Origin of the sequence: Streptomyces sp. NPDC059875, from assembly GCF_042731085.1 — a bacterium.
In the GTDB taxonomy this organism is placed as follows: Bacteria; Actinomycetota; Actinomycetes; order Streptomycetales; family Streptomycetaceae; genus Streptomyces.
Map to the genome: position 1 here is coordinate 15,361 of NZ_JBHWJZ010000035.1, position 16,839 is coordinate 32,199.

At 69.5% G+C, this 16,839-nt stretch carries 17 protein-coding genes and 2 pseudogenes; 10 read left to right on the forward strand and 9 right to left on the reverse strand.

The annotated features are described in order from the left end of the window. Positions 1–178: 178 nt before the first annotated feature. Complete coding sequence (locus tag ACFV9D_RS31880; protein ID WP_385154093.1) at positions 179–1,093, reverse strand: helix-turn-helix transcriptional regulator; 915 nt, start codon at positions 1,091–1,093, stop codon at positions 179–181. A gap of 460 nt (positions 1,094–1,553) precedes the next feature. Between ACFV9D_RS31880 and ACFV9D_RS31885 the strand changes: the two genes are divergently transcribed. Genes ACFV9D_RS31885 through ACFV9D_RS31895 form a run of 3 tightly spaced genes read left to right on the forward strand, consistent with a single transcriptional unit; the run spans position 1,554 to position 3,402 of the window. After that, the gene (locus tag ACFV9D_RS31885) at positions 1,554–2,444 is read left to right on the forward strand and encodes an FAD:protein FMN transferase (RefSeq protein ID WP_385153964.1); all 891 of its coding nucleotides are present in this window, start codon (positions 1,554–1,556) and stop codon (positions 2,442–2,444) included. A gap of 47 nt (positions 2,445–2,491) precedes the next feature. Further along, positions 2,492–2,938: a hypothetical protein gene (locus ACFV9D_RS31890; protein ID WP_385153967.1), complete on the forward strand. Its 447-nt coding sequence runs from the start codon at positions 2,492–2,494 to the stop codon at positions 2,936–2,938. After that, a complete protein-coding gene (locus ACFV9D_RS31895; protein ID WP_385153970.1) occupies positions 2,935–3,402 on the forward strand; it encodes an N-acetylmuramoyl-L-alanine amidase in 468 nt (155 codons plus the stop codon). The genes ACFV9D_RS31890 and ACFV9D_RS31895 overlap by 4 nt, the downstream gene beginning before the upstream one ends. A gap of 85 nt (positions 3,403–3,487) precedes the next feature. On the opposite strand, the gene ACFV9D_RS31900 is transcribed toward ACFV9D_RS31895, so the two are convergent. From ACFV9D_RS31900 to ACFV9D_RS31925, 6 genes are all read right to left on the reverse strand, one after another. Next, entirely contained in the window at positions 3,488–4,174 is a 687-nt protein-coding gene (locus ACFV9D_RS31900; RefSeq protein WP_385153973.1) for a flavodoxin, read from the reverse strand. A gap of 52 nt (positions 4,175–4,226) precedes the next feature. Beyond that, positions 4,227–5,501, reverse strand: coding sequence for an FAD-binding oxidoreductase (locus ACFV9D_RS31905; RefSeq protein WP_385154096.1), 1,275 nt, complete (start codon positions 5,499–5,501; stop codon positions 4,227–4,229). Continuing rightward, positions 5,501–5,629, reverse strand: a complete 129-nt coding sequence (locus ACFV9D_RS31910; protein ID WP_385153976.1) for a hypothetical protein — start codon at positions 5,627–5,629, stop codon at positions 5,501–5,503. The genes ACFV9D_RS31905 and ACFV9D_RS31910 overlap by 1 nt, the downstream gene beginning before the upstream one ends. A 155-nt stretch (positions 5,630–5,784) precedes the next feature. After that, positions 5,785–6,123, reverse strand: a complete 339-nt coding sequence (locus ACFV9D_RS31915) for an NAD(P)H-binding protein (RefSeq protein WP_385153979.1) — start codon at positions 6,121–6,123, stop codon at positions 5,785–5,787. A gap of 31 nt (positions 6,124–6,154) precedes the next feature. Then, the gene (locus ACFV9D_RS31920; protein ID WP_385153982.1) at positions 6,155–7,006 is read right to left on the reverse strand and encodes an aldo/keto reductase; all 852 of its coding nucleotides are present in this window, start codon (positions 7,004–7,006) and stop codon (positions 6,155–6,157) included. Between the two features lie 40 nt (positions 7,007–7,046). Next, positions 7,047–8,450 (reverse strand): MFS transporter, encoded by a 1,404-nt coding sequence (locus ACFV9D_RS31925; protein WP_385153985.1) that lies wholly within the window; start codon positions 8,448–8,450, stop codon positions 7,047–7,049. Between the two features lie 203 nt (positions 8,451–8,653). On the opposite strand from ACFV9D_RS31925, the pseudogene ACFV9D_RS31930 reads away from it, so the two are divergent. From ACFV9D_RS31930 to ACFV9D_RS31950, 5 genes and pseudogenes are all read left to right on the forward strand, one after another. Further along, a pseudogene (locus tag ACFV9D_RS31930) lies at positions 8,654–9,226 on the forward strand (transcriptional regulator); the annotation flags it as partial. A gap of 129 nt (positions 9,227–9,355) precedes the next feature. Continuing rightward, complete coding sequence (locus tag ACFV9D_RS31935) at positions 9,356–9,697, forward strand: hypothetical protein (protein WP_385153988.1); 342 nt, start codon at positions 9,356–9,358, stop codon at positions 9,695–9,697. A gap of 712 nt (positions 9,698–10,409) precedes the next feature. Continuing rightward, entirely contained in the window at positions 10,410–10,766 is a 357-nt protein-coding gene (locus tag ACFV9D_RS31940) for a PRC-barrel domain-containing protein (protein ID WP_385153991.1), read from the forward strand. Positions 10,767–10,792: 26 nt separating this feature from the next. Next, entirely contained in the window at positions 10,793–10,966 is a 174-nt protein-coding gene (locus tag ACFV9D_RS31945) for a hypothetical protein (RefSeq protein ID WP_385153994.1), read from the forward strand. A gap of 344 nt (positions 10,967–11,310) precedes the next feature. Beyond that, positions 11,311–11,760: pseudogene (locus tag ACFV9D_RS31950) on the forward strand (formylglycine-generating enzyme family protein); the annotation flags it as partial. A gap of 70 nt (positions 11,761–11,830) precedes the next feature. On the opposite strand, the gene ACFV9D_RS31955 reads toward ACFV9D_RS31950, so the two are convergent. Then, entirely contained in the window at positions 11,831–12,487 is a 657-nt protein-coding gene (locus ACFV9D_RS31955; protein WP_385153997.1) for a lysophospholipid acyltransferase family protein, read from the reverse strand. A gap of 162 nt (positions 12,488–12,649) precedes the next feature. Then, a complete protein-coding gene (locus ACFV9D_RS31960; protein WP_385154000.1) occupies positions 12,650–13,378 on the reverse strand; it encodes a TetR/AcrR family transcriptional regulator in 729 nt (242 codons plus the stop codon). Positions 13,379–13,520: 142 nt separating this feature from the next. Here ACFV9D_RS31960 and ACFV9D_RS31965 point away from each other — a divergent pair, with 142 nt between their 5' ends. Continuing rightward, complete coding sequence (locus tag ACFV9D_RS31965) at positions 13,521–15,074, forward strand: APC family permease (RefSeq protein ID WP_385154003.1); 1,554 nt, start codon at positions 13,521–13,523, stop codon at positions 15,072–15,074. A gap of 108 nt (positions 15,075–15,182) precedes the next feature. Further along, positions 15,183–16,820 carry an amidohydrolase gene (locus tag ACFV9D_RS31970; protein ID WP_385154006.1) on the forward strand — a complete coding sequence of 546 codons (1,638 nt, stop codon included), beginning with the start codon at positions 15,183–15,185 and terminating at the stop codon, positions 16,818–16,820. The last annotated feature ends 19 nt before the right edge of the window (positions 16,821–16,839 follow it).

Here is a 16,839-nt window from a genome sequence, read left to right on the forward strand (position 1 = left end):
TACACCGCCAGGTCCAACTACTCAACGGCTGCTTGTACTTCACGCTGCCCAAGGGTGGGGAGACACTCATCGTCGACATGCCCCGGTAAGTCGTCGCAGCCGCCCCTTCCCCAGCTCGGCGCATTCTCTCCGCCTGTGTCTGCATCTGCGGTTCGCGCCGCCGCTCGACACCGAGGAGTCAGACCTGGCCCTCGCCGGCCCCGCCGGGCAGGGAGCGCCTTTCGTCGCGGTCGGCGTCGAGCAGGACCAGCTTGTCGTGGTCGGGGCTGCCCGGCTCGGCGAAGAGGACGACGAAGCGCTGTTTCGGGCTGTGGTCCAGCGGCATCGTCTCGAAGCCGAGGCGGAGGTCCCCGACCTCGGGGTGGTGGAAGGTTTTGGGGCCCGGGACGTGCGGCTTGACGTCGAAGCGGTCCCACAGATCGGCGAAGTCACGGCTCTTCACCAGGAGTTCGTCGACCAGCTCGATCAGATCCGGGGCGTCCGGCTCGGTGCCGGCCAGTGCTCGCAGCCTGGCGACGCAGGCGCGGGCCTGCTCGTCCCAGTCGTCGAGCACCTCCCGGGAGAGCGGGTGGAGGAAGGCGTAACGGCCGAAGTTCCGTAGCTGCGGCGGCCAGTCGTCCATGCCTGCGAAGAGGCGGAGCACGCCAGGATTGCAGGCGAGCAGGTCCAGGGTGCGGCCGAGGACCCAGGCCGGGTTCGGACGTACGGACTCGAGGAGCGTCAGCAGCTGCGGGCGCACGGCACTGCTGGGTGCGGGCGGCGGCTCGGGAGCATAGGCGGCGTGGGTGACCAGCTCGCGCAGATGCCGGTGCTCGGACGGGTCGAGGCGCAGGGCGCGGGCGAGGGCGTCGATGACGGACGGGCTTGGGCGGGTCTCCTTGCCGCGCTCCAGGCGTACGTAGTAATCGATGCTGATCCCGGCCAGGGTGGCGAGTTCCTCCCGGCGCAGTCCCGGGGTGCGGCGCGGGCCGGGCGCCGTGGGCAGCCCGGCCTCCTGGGGGGTGACCTGCGCGCGACGGGCCCGCAGATAGGCACCGAGGTTGCTGAGAGTGTCCCCAGTGGTGATCTTGGTGTCCTTGGCTGCAGGCTCCATACGCCAAGTCTGCCGGATGCTGGGACGTGGTGTCCGGGTGGCCGCCGTCAGCGCCTTCTGCCCCGCATTCGCTGATCGCGCGTCCACCTCGGCCACGTCGGTCGTACCGGCCGCGGCGCCGCGGCGCGGCCGGTCGAGGGTGTGCACGGCGGAGTGGCGGCGCAGGAAGAGGGTCTGGAAGCCCTCCCGCCCCTCCGGCGTCATCGGCTCATGATGTGCCGCACTCCTGGTGCGAGATCGCCCAGCAGCTCCTGGGCACGCGAGGATTTCTGGGCACGTGGATTTAAGCCTTTCTCGGTAACGGGAATTCGTTGAGGATTCGCATTGACTCGACAAAAGAACGTACCAAGAGATGCACTCGGGAACGTGACTCGGAGGGGGGCCGTGTCACTACCCCCCTTGCTGCTCCCTGGCTGAACGCGGCCTACCTGGAAGCAATGGAGACAGGCACCCTGGAACGATGACGAGTGCAGCATTCACCTTCGACGCCATCGGTACGCAATGGAAGATTGAAACCGATGGGGCAATTCCGGATTTGCTGCGCTCCCGCATACTCGACCGCATCCGGTGCTTCGACGTCACCTACTCGCGATTTCATCCCGAATCGCTCGTGTCTCGCATCGCCGCCGCCCGCGAAGGCGGAGGGTTCGAGTTCCCGGGAGACTCGACCCGCCTCTTCGACCTGTACGACCGCCTGCACACGGCGACCGGCGGGGCGGTTGACCCTCTCGTCGGCCGGGACCTGGAGGTCCTGGGGTACGACGCGTCGTACTCGCTCACCCCCGCCCCCGAACCAGTGCGGGCCGCAGAGCGGGCCCGGGGACGTGCTGCCTGGGCCACGGACGTGGTCCGGGAGGGCACGACACTGGTCACCCGGCGCCCACTGGTGATCGATGTCGGAGCCGCGGGCAAGGGGTATCTGGTCGACATCGTCTCGCTGCTTCTGCACGACGCGGGCTTTACGCGCCACGTCGTCGACGCCGGCGGCGACCTGCGGCATGCAGGCCAGCAGCCGACCCGGGTCGGCCTGCAGGACCCGTTCAACCCTCGCCGTGTGATCGGCGTGGCCGATCTGCGAGAAGGCGCACTGTGCGCCTCCGGGATCGGCCGACGCGCCTGGGGCGACGGACTGCATCACGTGCTCGACGGCAGGACGGGCCTCCCGACCCGGCGGGTGGTGGCCACCTGGGTCCTGGCCGACGAGGCCGCCGTCGCGGACGGGCTCGCGACGGCGCTCTTCTTCACAGACCCGGGCCGGCTCGCGCGCGACTTCCGGTTCGCGTACGCGCGGATGTACGCCGACGGACGCGCCGAGACCTCACAGAACTTCGACGGCGAGCTCTTCCCCTGAGCGCCCCGCGGCACCGAACCAAACCCCAGCGAACGAAAGGGAAAGACATGGCAGCCCTCAGCAAGAAGATCACCACGGTCGTGGTCGGACTCACCGTCTCCGCGGCCGTTGCCGGATGCGCGACGGCGAACGAGCAGGGCGGACCGTCCTCATCCACCTCCACACCGAGTGCCGCACCGTCCGGCACGTCGAGCGATGAAGTCGCCTACAGGGACGGCGAGTACAGCGCCGACGGCGAATACGGAAGCCAGGACTCCAGCATCGGGGTGACCGTCACCCTCGACGGCGACGTGATCGCCGATGTCAGCGTCACCCCGCACGCGACGAACGAGACGTCACTCGGCTTCCAGCGGCGCTTCGCGGAGGCGGTCCCGGCGCTGGTGACCGGCAGGGACATCGATGACGTCGCACTGGACCGCGTCGCGGGCAACAGCGGCACCCCTCAAGGATTCAACGACGCCCTGGAGCGGATCAAGACCGAGGCCGCCAGGTGACGCATGGCCGTGCCCCCAGCCGTCGTGGCGTCCTCGTCGGCACGGGCGCCATGCTCGTCGGGTTCCTCGGCATCGCGGCGGTCGCTGTCGGCATCGAGGCTTCCGATGTGCGCAGGGTCGACAGAACTGGCGTCGTGGACCAGGCCACCGGCCAATGGGTCGCTGCGTCCGACGCCAACTTCCGCTACGCCGGCCGACCTGACGACTATTCCATCGACCGGATCGTCGTCCACGTCACCCAGTCCCGTTTCACCGATGCCACCCGGGCTTCCCAAGACCCCCAGCACCGGGCCGCCGCGCATTACGTGGTCCGTGCCTCCGACGTGCAGGTCGCCCAGACGGTTCGCGAGGCCGATGTCGCCTACCACGCGGGCAATCGGGAGTGGAACGAGCACAGCGTCGGCATAGAGCACGAGGGCTTTGTGGACGACCCGGACCGCTGGTTCACCGATGCCGCGAAGTAACGACGCACCGACGGCCCGGACCCCAGCGTGATCGGGGGTCCGGGCCGTCGGTGCGTGAGCCGTCAAGAGTTGCCCCCATCGCTTCTCAGCCGAGGCTGTCGAGCCAGTCCCGCACCTGCTTCGCGGCACCATCCATGTCATCCCGAGAGATCGAGAGCGCGTTGTCCATCACTGTGGCGTCGGGAAGCGCTTCAGCGATGGTGTCATCGGTTCCCGACAGGCGGCTTCCTCCATGGGTGCTGAACAGAATGATGTTCTTCCCGGTGAAGTCATGTTCCTCCAGGAAGGTGTACATCGGCATCGGCAGGTCGTACCACCAGATCGGATATCCGATGAACACGGTGTCATAGTCATCAAGGTTCGGGATGAGAGCCTTGAGTACCGGACGCGCACCTGCTTCTTGCAGGTCCAGTGCGATCTCTTCGAGCCTGCCGTGATCACGGGGAAGCTCTCTTGCGGTCTCGATGCGGAACAACTCGGCGCCGGTACGCTGCCCGATGATCTGCGCGACGTACTGCGTGTTTCCTATGACTTCGCCGTCCACGACGTGGGTGCTGTTGGCTTCGTCCTCGGTCATGCCGTCCGGGTCATCGGTCTCAGGCACAGAGAAGTAGGCGACCAGCGTGCGCGACTTGCCCAGTGGAGGGGCGGCTTTCGAGGTCGACGCCGACTTGCTGGAACCGTTGTCGGCGCCTCCCACCGCGCAGCCTCCGGCTCCCGCCAGTACGGCGGCGGCCAGGCCGAGAAATTTACGACGGGTCGTGGGCGTCATCTTGCATGCTCCGTATCTTCGGTGTGGGGGCGGGGTGGTTGGCGTTGACCCGCTACATGGTGAGTCGTTCCTGGTGTATTCGCCGGGGGGAGACCCTCATGCGCCACAGCAGGCGCTGGTTGGCCAATACGGCTGGATTCGGGCCCACAATGAAGAATTCACCCTTCGAAATGGCCTCTACCGGCAAGGATTCGGCGAGATCCTCGCGGTGGAACCGGCCGACCCTGCTGGTGACCCGCAGGCGGCTTCCCGGCGCCGACTCGTACTCCTTGAGCACGTCGCGGTAGTAGGCGTCTTCAGGGCTGCGCACGGCCCAGAGTAGGTGGATGTCCCGTGTGGTGTGGTGGGCTGCTGCCAAGCTGAGCAGCGGTGCCACGCCGGCGCCCAGCCCGATGAAGACCAACGGTGCCTCAGGGTCCCGGCTCTGCACGATCGCATCGAAACGGCCGAAGGGACCTTCAAGGCGCACGCGGGTCCCTGACTCGAGGTCGCCGAGGCGCCGGGTGAAGTCTCCGTGCTGACGAATGGTGAACGACAGAGTTTCCTGGTTGTCGTCGGTCACGGAGAAGGGATGCCATTCTCTGCTCACCGACGTGGACCTCTGGAAGCTGAGGAAGAAGGAGTCGCCCGGCTGCAACATCGTCGCCTTGCGGTCAAGGTCCATCGAAATCCTGCGGGTTGAACTGCCGCGCGCATCATTGACGGTGACGGTTCCCATCAGATACGCGTCGGGGGCGATCCACTTCTTCCAGACGTAGATGCTCAGCACCACCACGGTGTAGAGATCGAAGAGCGTCATGAACGCGAAGTACTGGTTCACTCGCACGAGCAGATGGACGTGGAGCCAGATCATCGCGACGATCATCAGATTGAGCCGGTGAATCCATACGGAGAGCTGGCGTCGGAAGACGACTTCGAGAAGCCTCTTGATCTTCTGCAGCAGCCTCGACCTGTCGACCAGCCACCCGCTCATGAAGAACACGGAGTAGCACAGAATGGCCAGCGCTCCGTTGAAGCCCCAATTGCCCAGGTCGCCGGCCAGTTGGCTCGGCGAGTACGAGAGGTCCCGGTGCAGATAGGCCGCGACGATCGCCAGGATGCCGAGCATCCCATGGAGGCCGTAGATGGCCGGTAGCCCCACGAGGCGGTCCAGCCAGGGCGGCCGCACGCTCAGCAGGATGGACAGCAGCCACCACGAATAGGCGGCGAGACCGAGGAAGATGTAGTACTTCAGCGGCCCAGGTGCGGTGCCCTGAACGTTGTAGGTGAGGATCAAAGGGAGCGGAAACACGACCGCGAAGCCCCAGAACAAAAGCTTGCGTAGCATCACCAGGACTCCACCTCGGTCACCGGGCGCCCCGCGTCCCGTACATGGTGCAGATTTACGAAGACGAGTGCCGCCACGCTCAGGGCGGCAACAGCGATCAGGACGATCGCCTTGTACTTCGGACTCACGCACAAGCCCTTCTCGGAATGCATGGTGTGGATTGCCTCGTTGCACGCCGTCGTGCGAGGTCGATACCTGTGCCCGCGCTCAAGGAGGCGCTCGGAGCGGCGCTTCCACGGGGTGGCCCCGGGGACGTCGCTGCGCGTGGCTTAGATGGAGGTCATCAGCGCGATGCGCGGCCGGACACCGTCGAGGGCCCACAGGATGTTGCGTACGCCGCCGTAGCCGATGTGCGCCCGGGCACCCGGGCGGGAGTCGCCACCGGAGCGTGGGTGAGGACGAGCACGCCCACCCCACGGACCGCGCGCCTCAGGGAGGCGGGATCCTCGAGATGTCCCTGCACCGGTTCGACACCGGGGAGCAGTTGCTCGGCTCGCCGCACGTCGCGTACCAGCGCCCGCGGGTGCAGGCCGTGCCGTTGCGCGGCTTGCACCGCGAACTGTCCGATGCTGCCGGTCGCGCCGACCATGAGCACGTCGGTGATGCCCTGCTTGTGGGACATGGCCCTTCGGGATGAACTGCGCCAACAGGTGTCAGCCGTCAAGGCGGCGCTTGGCGAGCCAGTCGACCATGGCGGGGTCGCGGTGGTCGAAGAACAGCGAGGCACCGGATTCCAGAGTGGCGATGGCGGCCATCTGGTCGTCGGTGAGCTCGAAGTCGAAGACGTCGAGGTTCTCCGCCATGCGCTCGGGCCGCACCGACTTGGGGATCGCGACGACGCCGCGCTGGGTCAGCCAGCGGAGCACCACCTGCGCCACGGACTTGCCGTACTCCTTGCCGATCCCGGCCAGCAGCAGGTTGGTGAACAGGTCGTTCTTGCCCTCGGCGAAGCCGCCCCAGGACTGGATCTGCACGCCGTGCTCGCGCATGAGGTCCTGGTCGGCGGTGCGCTGGAAGAAGGGGTGGGTCTCGATCTGGTCGACCGCCGGGGTGACCTCGTTGTTGAGGATGAGGTCGACGAGGCGGTCGGGGTAGAAGTTGGCGACACCGATCGCCTTCGCCCGGCCCTCGCCGTACGCCGTCTCCATGGCGCGCCACTGGCCGTACACATCGCCGTACGGCTGGTGCATCAGGTAGAGGTCGACGTAGTCCAGACCCAGCTTGGCCAGCGACGCCTCGAAGGCGCGCCGGGTGTTGTCCTCGGCGGGTGCGTCCTGGACCCACAGCTTCGTGGTGACGAACAGTTCCTCGCGCGGAATGCCACTGCTCTTGATCGCGCGGCCCACAGCCTCTTCGTTTCCGTACGCGGCGGCGGTGTCGAGCAGGCGGTAGCCGGCCGCGAGGGCCGCACTGACGGCCTGTTCGGTCTCCTCGGCCGGGATCTGGTAGACGCCGAAGCCGAGGATCGGCATCTGAACGCCGTTGTTGAGGGTGACGTACTGCATGAGGTGTCCCTTTCGTACGGGGTGGAGGGTGCGTGTTTGTTCACGGGCGGGAGGCGGGGCGGAGCAGGAAGCTTGCCGCGGTGGTGAGCGAAATGGCGGCGGCACCGATGAGCAGGCTGGTGTCCACGCCGGCCGCGAAGTGGCCCCGGTCGGCGATGAGCGCGCCGAAGACCGCGATCGCCAGGGCGCCGCCGACCTGACGGGATGTGTTCAGTACACCGCTGGCCGTACCGGCCCGCTCGGCAGCCACATGGTCGAGCAGCAGGGAGGTCAGGACGGGGACGGCGAGCGAGCCGCCCGCTCCGACCGGGACCATCGCGGCGACAAGGAGCCAGGTCGGCGCGGAGTCGGGCATGAGCACCAGCACGATCAGACCGGCCACCATGGCCAACTGCCCCGTGATCACCGGCATACGGGCGCCGAACCTGGCGGCGAACCAGGCCGCGGTGGGGCTGACGAACGCGGTCAGCACGGTCATCGGCACGAACGCCAGACCTGTGGCCAGCGCGGACATCCCCTTGGCCTGCTGCAGATACAGGCTGAGCAGGAAGATCATGCCGTAGAAGCCGATACTGAGGGCGAAGCCGATCGCCGCCGTGACCACCATGGTGCGCTCGCGCAGCAGCGCGAGGCCGACCATGGGATGCGACCCCCGGGCCTGCGCCACCACGAACACCGCAGCGGCTGCCACGGCCAAGGCGAACGAGACGATCACCTGGGGTGCGGTGAAGCCGTCGGCACCGACCTCGATCGCCGCGAACGTCAGCGCGCCCATCGCCACGACCGCCGAGAGCTGGCCCGTCCAGTCGAACGGCGCCGGCTCGGAGCGGGGTGAGCGGGCGGTGCTCAGCAGCAGGAACAGGGCGATCAGGCCGACGGGCAGATTGACGAAGAAGATCAGCCGCCAGTCGATCTGGCTGAGGAGACCGCCCGCGACCGGGCCCGCCGCGGAACCGACGGCACCGCCCACCGCCCATACGGAGATCGCCTTCGCCCGCCGGCCCGCATCCGGGAACGCCTCCCGTATCAGCGCCAGCGAGGCGGGCACGATCACCGCCGCACCGGCGCCCTGCACGAGGCGCGCGCCGACCAGCACCCCGAGGTTCGGCGCCAGACCGCACACGGCGGAGGCCACCACGAACACGGTCAGGCCCACCCCGAAGGTACGGCGTGCCCCGAGCCGGTCGGTCAGCGAGCCCGCCGACAGCAGCAGAGCGGCGAACATCAGCGTGTAGCCGTCTATCACCCACTGCAGCCCCGTGATGCCGCCGCCCAGACTGTCCCGGATCGACGGCAGCGCCACGTTGACGATCAAGGCGTCCAGGGTGATGACGAAGAAGCCGAGGAGAGCGGCCCCCAGCGCCACGGCAGCACCGGGACGGCGCGGCGTTCGGGCCTGGGCCTGGTCCGCGCCTGCGACGGTGGTGCTGGGGACTGCGGACATGCGGGGGTGCTCCCTGGCTGGGCAAGTGATGAACCGGATGTCATCCACAGTGCCGCGCAACGCGCCAAACAGGCAGGGCGGGCTGTGCCGGGGAGCGGTCAGCGGGGGTGTGACAGGGCTCCTCTCGCGGCTGCCGCACCCGTGGCGGCGAGGCGACACTGCATTCATGGCATCCGCGCATTCAAGCGGCGACGAATACGATGCGGCCCAGCCCGGCCTACATCGTCAGTCGCAGCTTCGACCTGCTCGCCTGGAATCCCGGCGGCCTGGCCCTGTACGCGGGCATCGCCGAGTGGCCCGTAAAGCAGCGCAACCTGGCGCGCTACCTCTTCCTGCACCCCACCGCCCGCGAGCTCTTCCCCGACTGGGACACCCTGGTCCGCACCTGCGTCGGCCGGCTGCGCGCCGAGGCCGGCGCCAACCCGGACGCACCCGATCTCACCCACCTTGTCGGCGAACTCCTGCTGGAAAGCCCCGACTTCGCCAAGGTGTGGGAGCGTTACGAGGTCGCGGGACGCAAGAAGAGCCAGAAGACCTTCCACCACCCCCAGGTCGGCACCCTCACGCTCAACAGCCAGAGCATGCATCGTGAGGGCACCCCCGGCCAGCGACTCGGCGTCTATGTGGCCGAACCAGGCACCCCCGACCACGACGCGACGGCCCTGCTCGACCTGATCGGATCGGAATCCTCCGCTTTCGGTCCGGAGGCGGGAAGCACCCCTTCGGCGTCCGGCTCAGAGGATCGTTGGAGCAATGCTTCGTCCCCGCCGAACTGACGGAACCCGTCGATGAGGGATGCGGTGCACCGCTGCTCGACGACCCGGACGCCCGGAACAACAACGCGCGGTTCATTTTCCTCAGCCCCGCCGCGCGCAGCTTCTATCCACGGTGGGAGCACGCGGCGGATGCCGCCGCCGCGGGCCCTGCGCACGGCGGCAGGCCGTAACCCGCGCGACACGCACCTGACCGACCTCATCGGCGAGCTGGTGACCCGCAGCGACGCGTTCGGCAGCCGCTGGTCGGCCCACGACGTCCGCCTGCACAACAGCGGCACCAAGCACATCCGCCACCCCGACGTCGGCGACCTCGAATTCATCTACAAGGCCCTGAACTTGCCCGACTACCCCGGATGGACGATGTTCGCCTACACAAGTGCCGCCGGATCCCCGACCGAGGAACGGATCCAGCTCCTCGGCAGCCTCGCCTCCACACCACCCCCGGCGCCGGCCTCAGCGCCCGACAACTGAGACGGCACGCTCCAAAGCATCGGCCGCGGCCACCTCCGACCGCAACGGTTCAAAGGACCGCGGGGCCGGATACCGATCGTCCTTAGGACGGCGAGGAACCCAGACCCATCCTCACCGTTAGTGCCGTCCTCTGGGCGACAGCCCGGAGGGGATGCGGTCCGTGGAAGGCGCCATCCCGGAGCATGTGGCGGGTTGTTGCACGATTCGTGGCAGGAGTTGTTCCGGGCGGCGGGACGCACGACCACCGTCGTGCGTCCCGCCCCAGCGACCCGGGCTGCGGCGTACGCGCCGGACCCGGTGCTGCGGGCTGCGGGCTGCGGGCTGCGGGCTGCGGGCTGCGGGCTGCGGGCTGCGGCGGTGTCCCAGATGTGCGGGCACTGACCCGCTGCTCAAGCCGTTCCCGCTGGATCCGTTCAAGCCGATCCGGGCGGTCTCATGCACAGCGCAACCTGCTCCGGCCGCTACCCGACGGCGGCCTGGAGGGAATGCGACGGGAAGGCCCGCCAGAGCTCGCCGTGTGATCTGTCCAGACCCGCGCACGCCTCACCCCGCCAACGCCCACCGTCACCGCCCGGACACTGTCATCGGCTGGCGCACGGCCACCCCGGGGGTCGCTGATGCTGCAGGGCCCTGCAGGTTGGTGCGGGCGGGCTCTGCGAGGCAGGCTGGACATTGCACCGGAACGGTCACACCGCCGCGCGAAGGGAGCGGGATGATCCAGATCGCGGATGTCCGAGAGTGGCGTACCCACGACGTCGTCGACGCGGGCGGCCACAAGATCGGCGTGCTCGAGGCGGTCTACGTGGACACCAGCACCGACGAGCCGGCCATGGCTACTGTCCAGGTCGGGCTGCCCACCCGCCACCACCTGGTCTTCGTCCCGCTGACTGGCGCGATCGCGGGCCCGGAGTACGTCAAGGTCGACTACGACAAGTCGCTGGTGAAGAAGTGCCCGGCGGTCGGCACGGATGACGTCCTGCCCGCCGAGGACGAAGCGGCGGTCTTCGCGCACTACGGCTTGCCCTACCAGCCCGTTGCGGACGGCGAGCGGCAGCTCGCCCGCCGTTGACCGGCTATCGAGGAGGTGCCTGCGATATGACGCTCTTCCTGATACTCGTCATTGCGGCGATCGTGCTGGGCATCATCGGCGTCGTCGCCGAAGGACTGCTCTACCTGCTCGTCATCGGCATCGTGGTGCTCGTCGCGGCCATGGTGTACCTGGCTATGCGCCTACGGAGCTCCGGTGAGCGTCGCCGCCCGCTGCGTTGAGGGGCGGGGTCCCAGGAAGGGGACCACATGGACGCGGCGGCACTCCTTGAGCCAGCGGCCCGCACGTTCCTCGATCGCCATCGCGATCTGCTTGCCCTGGTCCACGCCGCCGAGCTTCAGCCCGCCGCCGCGGACCCGGTAGGCGGCACCTACTGGTCGGCCTTGCCGCGCTACAGGCCGACCTCGCCCATGCCCAGGTCCGCAGCGCACGCCTGCGGGCCCGAGTCCAGCTACTGGAGAAGCGCCTGTCTGGGGCGCTCGGCGAACAGGCGTGACGCGAATCCGGAATGGGTGCTCCCGCCGACGTCGACGAACTGGGCTGTCCGCTGGGCCAACCGGTACCTGAAGGGTTCACACCCGCCTATCGCATCACCGTAGACGGCGGCGGCGATGGCGACAGCGATGGCGACGGCGTCGTGTGGGACGCGTCGGCCGACGGGTACCGGCTGCCGACCGAGGCGGAGTGGGAGCACGCGTGCCGCGCCGCATCGGCCGGACTGCGATACGGACCCCTCGACGAGATCGCCTGGTACCGCGACAACTCCGGCGAGCGTCTGCACGAAGTGAGCGGCAGGCAGCCCAACGCCTGGGGCCTGCACGACATGTTCGGCAACGTCTGGGACTGGCGCTGGGACGTCTACGACGCCGAAATCTACGGGTCCTACCGGGTGTTGCGCGGCGGTGGCTGGTTCGACGAACACTGGAGCTGTCGTGCATCCGCACGCCGCCGCAGCCACCCGACGTTCCGGGTCGACGACGTGGGCTTCCGCGTGGCGCGTTCGGTCGTGCGCTGACGGGTGGCGCCCGCCCCGGCCCCGGGGCGACGCCGGACGGTCGCTCCGACCGTCAGCGATGCGAACCCGCTCACCGCGCGCCGGTCCGCGTGCGCCGGTCTGCGGCAGTGCGCCAGGCGGACGTCACGGACTGCCGAGCCAGGCCGGTTGCGGAGGCAGTGTCCGCGGGCAACTGCGGCGGCGCCCCGAGGTGGACGTGCAGACGGGGGCGGCGCAGTGGCGCGGTCAGCAGCCCGGCGAGCTGCTTGGCCGCGCTGCCGGAGGTGATGCGGCGGGCACCTGCCTGGCCGAGCGGGACCAGTGGCACCCCGGCGCGGATCGCGAGGCGGGCCGGCCCGCTGCGGAAGGCCTGCGGCGGAGCGTCCGCCGAGTCCGGGCGGGACGGGATGCAGCCCTCCCCGTACACCAGGACGCAACGGCCGGCGCGCAGTGCGGCCTCCGCCCCCGTCAGGGCCTCGGCGGCCCTGGCGGTGCCCCGGCGCACGGGCACGTACCCCTCGCGCGTCAGTGCGCGGCCGAGCAGCGGGATCCGCCACAGACCGGCGGCGCACAGCACGACGGGCTCGACGCCCATACGACGCAGCGCCGCGAGGACCACTACGGGGTCGGCGAGGCTGGTGTGGTTGGCCACGATCACGGCGCCGCCCACGGGAACCCGCGGGATGTCGGTGGTGACGGTCAGCCGCCCCAGGGCGGGAACGACGGCAGCGGCGAGGCGACTGAGCATGCGGGGCCCTTCCTGACGGTCACGGACTGTGCCCCATCGTCGGGCTGCCGGACCCCGCACCGCCTGAGCGCGACTACTCAACCGCCCTTGCGCATCCGGCACCGCGCCTGAGTACGAAGGTCCGCCGCTACGTGCGGTGTGCCAGGGCCCTCTTCGAAGGGGTCACTCGTCGTCGGCCGGTCGGGGCCTGAGCGACAGGGCCCGGGTCGCGATGGCCTCCAGCATGAGGTCCAGGGCGAAGTGGAAGTTGGCCTCGTCGTCGACGGCCGCCAGGTAGGGGGCCGCGGCTGCGAGGTGGGGGTGGGTGGCGGCAGGGGCCGTGGCGTAGACGCCCGTCCAGGCGGATTCGTCCTTGTGCCGGGTGTCGGCGTCGAGCGCGATGTACGTGGCTCCCATGCAGGACCAGGCCAGCATGGTGTCGACCAGGGCCCGGTAGTGGTGGACGGCTTCGTGGGGCGGGAAGCCGGCGTCGGCGAGGGCGGCGAGGATCATCTCGATCACGCGCATCTCCGCGGGGCGGCGGGTGATGCGGGCGGTGGTCAGGACGGCGACGTGGGGATGGGCCAGGTACACCCGGTGGCTGCGGATGAACAGTTCGCGCAGGGTGCGACGCCAGTCGCCGGACGGCTCGAACCCCTCGACGCTCTCCTCCAGCAGCCGGTCGGCGACGGCGAGGAGCAGCTCGTCCTTGTTGCGGAAGTGCCGGTAGAGCGCGGTGGGGTCCGCGCCCAGGTGGGTGCCGATCCTGCGGAAGGTGAGCGCGTCTCCGCCCTCGGCGTCCAGCAGCTCCAGGCAGGCCTCGACGATGATCCGCGGGCTGAGTGACGGGCGTGGGCGGCCGTCGCCGCTCCCCTTCGGGTCCGCGGTCCGCTTGATCGCCCGTGACGCCACGGTGTGCTCCCCTCGTCGACCGGGTTCATTGTGCCGTCTGGTCTCCCCCAGCGCGGCACACATCGTAGTCAACGCTGTTGACTCGATGGTCGGGGAGCTGCCACGCTGCCGCCACCCACCCCTCGAAGCCGAGGAGAGACGCATGTCCGGTCAGCCGCCCCAGCCCGTCGCCGCCGCTCCGTCCACTCAGCCCGCTCCGTCCGCTCCGTCCGCTCCGTCCGCTGCATCGGATCCGTCCACGGCCACCGCTCCGTCGACGCCCACCGCTCCGTACGACGCACTGCCCCGGGTGCTCGGTGTCCGGCAGGGCGTCGTGATCTCCCTGTCCAACATCAGCCCGACCTTCAGCATCGGCATCGGTCTCGGCATCATCGGCGCCTCGGTGGGCGTGGGAATCCCGGCGGCCTTCCTGCTCGGTCTGCTGCCCATCCTGGGCATCGCGCTGGCGTACACGAAGCTGAACCAGCGCGAGGCGAACTGCGGCACGGCGTACGTATGGGTGGGCAGGGCAGTGGGGCCGCTGCCCGGCTACATGATCGGCTGGGTCACGATCGTCACGCAGGTCCTGTTCCTGGCCTACGCGGTCCCGCTGGCCGGTCAGTACACGCTGCTGTCGCTGGACTCGCTGGGCCTGCACCGGGTGGCCGGCGTACGACTGGCCGAGGCCCCGGTCCTCGTCTCGCTGGCGGTCGGGCTGCTCGTACTCGCCGGGCTCGCCGCCATGGCGGTCCTCGGCGTCGAGGCGGCAGCCCGCTTCCAGCTCGTGCTGCTGGTGCTCGAGTTCGCGGTGGTTCTAGCGGTCTGTCTGTGGGCCGTCGTCGCGGGCGACGCGGCCTCCTTCGACCTCGGCTGGTTCTCGCCGACCGTGTTCTCCTCCCCCTCCGTGATGGCGATGGGCATTCTGCTGGCAGTGTTCATGTACTGGGGCTGGGAGTCGGCGTTCTCGGTGACGGAGGAGAACACCGACGCGCGTACCTCCGGGCGGGCCGGCATGTGGTCACTCGCCGCGGTCGCGGGCCTGTTCCTGTTCGCGTCCGTCGCCTTCCAGCGGGCGCTGAGCCCCGAGGAGCTCGCGGCCAACGGCGAGCGTGGCCTGCCGTATCTCGGACAGCTGGCGGCCGGGAGCTTCGGTCGGGCCGTCACCACCGTCGTCCTGCTGTTCTCGATCATCGCCTGTGTGCAGTCGGTCCTGATCGGCACCGCCCGCCAGACGCTGGCGATGAGCCGGGACGGGGTCCTCGGCTCCGGCTGGGCGGCCCTGCACCCTCGTCGCCGCACCCCGCACCTGTCGACGCTGCGGATCGCGGCGCTCGCCGCCGCCCTGGCCCTGCTGTCGGCGGGACTCGGCAGTCTGCAGGACATCATCGTCGGATCCGTCACCTCCGTCGGGATCCTGATCTCGCTCTTCTACGCCTTCGCCGCCCTGGCCTGCGCGATCACCTTCGCCGGGGAGGCCCGGCGGAGTGCGGCCATGCTGCTGATGACGGTGGTGACGCCGGTGCTCTCCGGGCTGGCCCTGCTCGGCCTCGGCGGCTACATGATCTTCAGCCTGTGGGCCTCCTCGGACCACTTCGCCTTCGCCGCCGACAACGGCCGCTTCCTCACCCTCGTACCGGTGGTCATCCTGGTCACCGGGGTCCCGGCCGCGCTGTGGGCCAAGTACGGGCGGCGGGCGCCCTACTTCGTCCGCTCGTGAGTCACCACTGCGCCCCTTCGCCATGAACGACCGCTTCACCATGAACGACCGCTTCACCATGAACGCACCTCTTCACCCTGTACGACTTCGTCAAGGAGCAACTCCCCGATGCGTCACGCGGATCTCGTCTTCATCTCAGGCGCCGTCCTCACCATGGATCCCTCCTCTCCCCGGGCCACGGCCCTGGCGGTCGCCGGAGAGCGGATCGTCGCGGTCGGCGGCGACGAGGAGGTGCGGGCGCTGGTCGGTCCGGGCACGCGGGTGGTGGAGCTGGACGGGCGGGCGCTGCTGCCGGGCTTCCAGGACGCGCACGTGCATCCGGTGTACGCCGGACTGGAGTTGGGCGCCTGTGATCTGTCGGGGACCACGGACCTCGGCGAGTACCGGCGGCGGATCTCGGCCTACGCCGCCGCACATCCCGAGCGGCCGTGGATCACCGGCGCCGGCTGGTCGATGGAGAGCTTCCCCGGAGGTCTGCCGACCCGGCAGATGCTCGACGAGCTCGTGCCTGATCGTCCGGTCCTGCTGACCAACCGGGACCACCACGGCGCCTGGGCCAACACCCGGGCCCTGGAGCTGGCGGGGGTGACGGCCTCGACGCCCGACCCGGCCGACGGGCGCATCGAACGCGAGCCGGACGGCACCCCGTCGGGCATGTTGCAGGAGGGCGCGGTCGTCGTGGTCGGCAGGGTCGTGCCCGAGGCCACCGACCAGGACCTGCTGGCCGGGCTCGAGCGTGCCCAGCGGCTGCTGCACGCGTACGGCATCACCGCCTGGCAGGACGCCATCCTCGGCTCGTACGGCGGACATCCCGACGTCTCCCAGGTCTATCTGACGGCCGCCGAACGCGGTCTGCTGACCGCCCGCGTCAACGGTGCCCTGTGGTGGGACCGGGACGCCGGCGCCGAGCAGATCCCCCATCTCGTGGAGCGTCGCGCGGCGCTGCGCCACGGCAGGTTCCGCGCCGACTCGGTGAAGATCATGCAGGACGGCGTCGCCGAGAACTTCACGGCCGCGATGACGTCTCCGTACCTCGACTCCTGTGGCTGCGCCACGGCCAACACCGGCCTGAGCTTCGTCGACCCCCTCGCGCTGCGCGAGCACGTCACGCGCCTCGACGCCCTCGACTTCCAGGTGCACTTCCACGCCCTCGGGGATCGTGCCGTCCGTGAGGCCCTCGACGCCGTCGAGGCGGCAGGGAAGGCCAACGGGCAGCGCGGCAACCGCCACCACCTCGCCCATCTCCAGGTCGTGCACCCCGACGACATCGGCCGCTTCGCGCGGCTCGGCGCGATCGCCAACCTGCAGCCGCTGTGGGCGGCCCACGAGCCGCAGATGGACGAGCTCACGATCCCCTTCCTCGGCCCGGAGCGGGCGGCCTGGCAGTACCCCTTCCAGGATCTGCACCGCAGCGGCGCGCGGCTGGCGGCCGGCAGTGACTGGCCCGTCAGCTCCGCCGCTCCCCTCGAGGGCATCCACGTCGCGGTCAACCGGGTCGAGCCGGGCGGTGACCCGGAGCGGATCTTCCTTCCGCGTCAGCGGCTCGATCTCACCACCGCGCTCACCGCGTACACGGCCGGTTCCGCGTACGTGAACGGACTCGATGACACCGGGACGTTGCGTCCGGGGCACCTTGCCGACCTGGTCGTCCTCGACCGTGACCCGTACGCCGTGTCCGCCCTGGAACTAGCGGGGTTGCGGGTCGAGGCCACGTACGTGGGAGGCAGGTGCGTCTTCGGGGAGTGAACGGGCGGCGGAGGGGCCG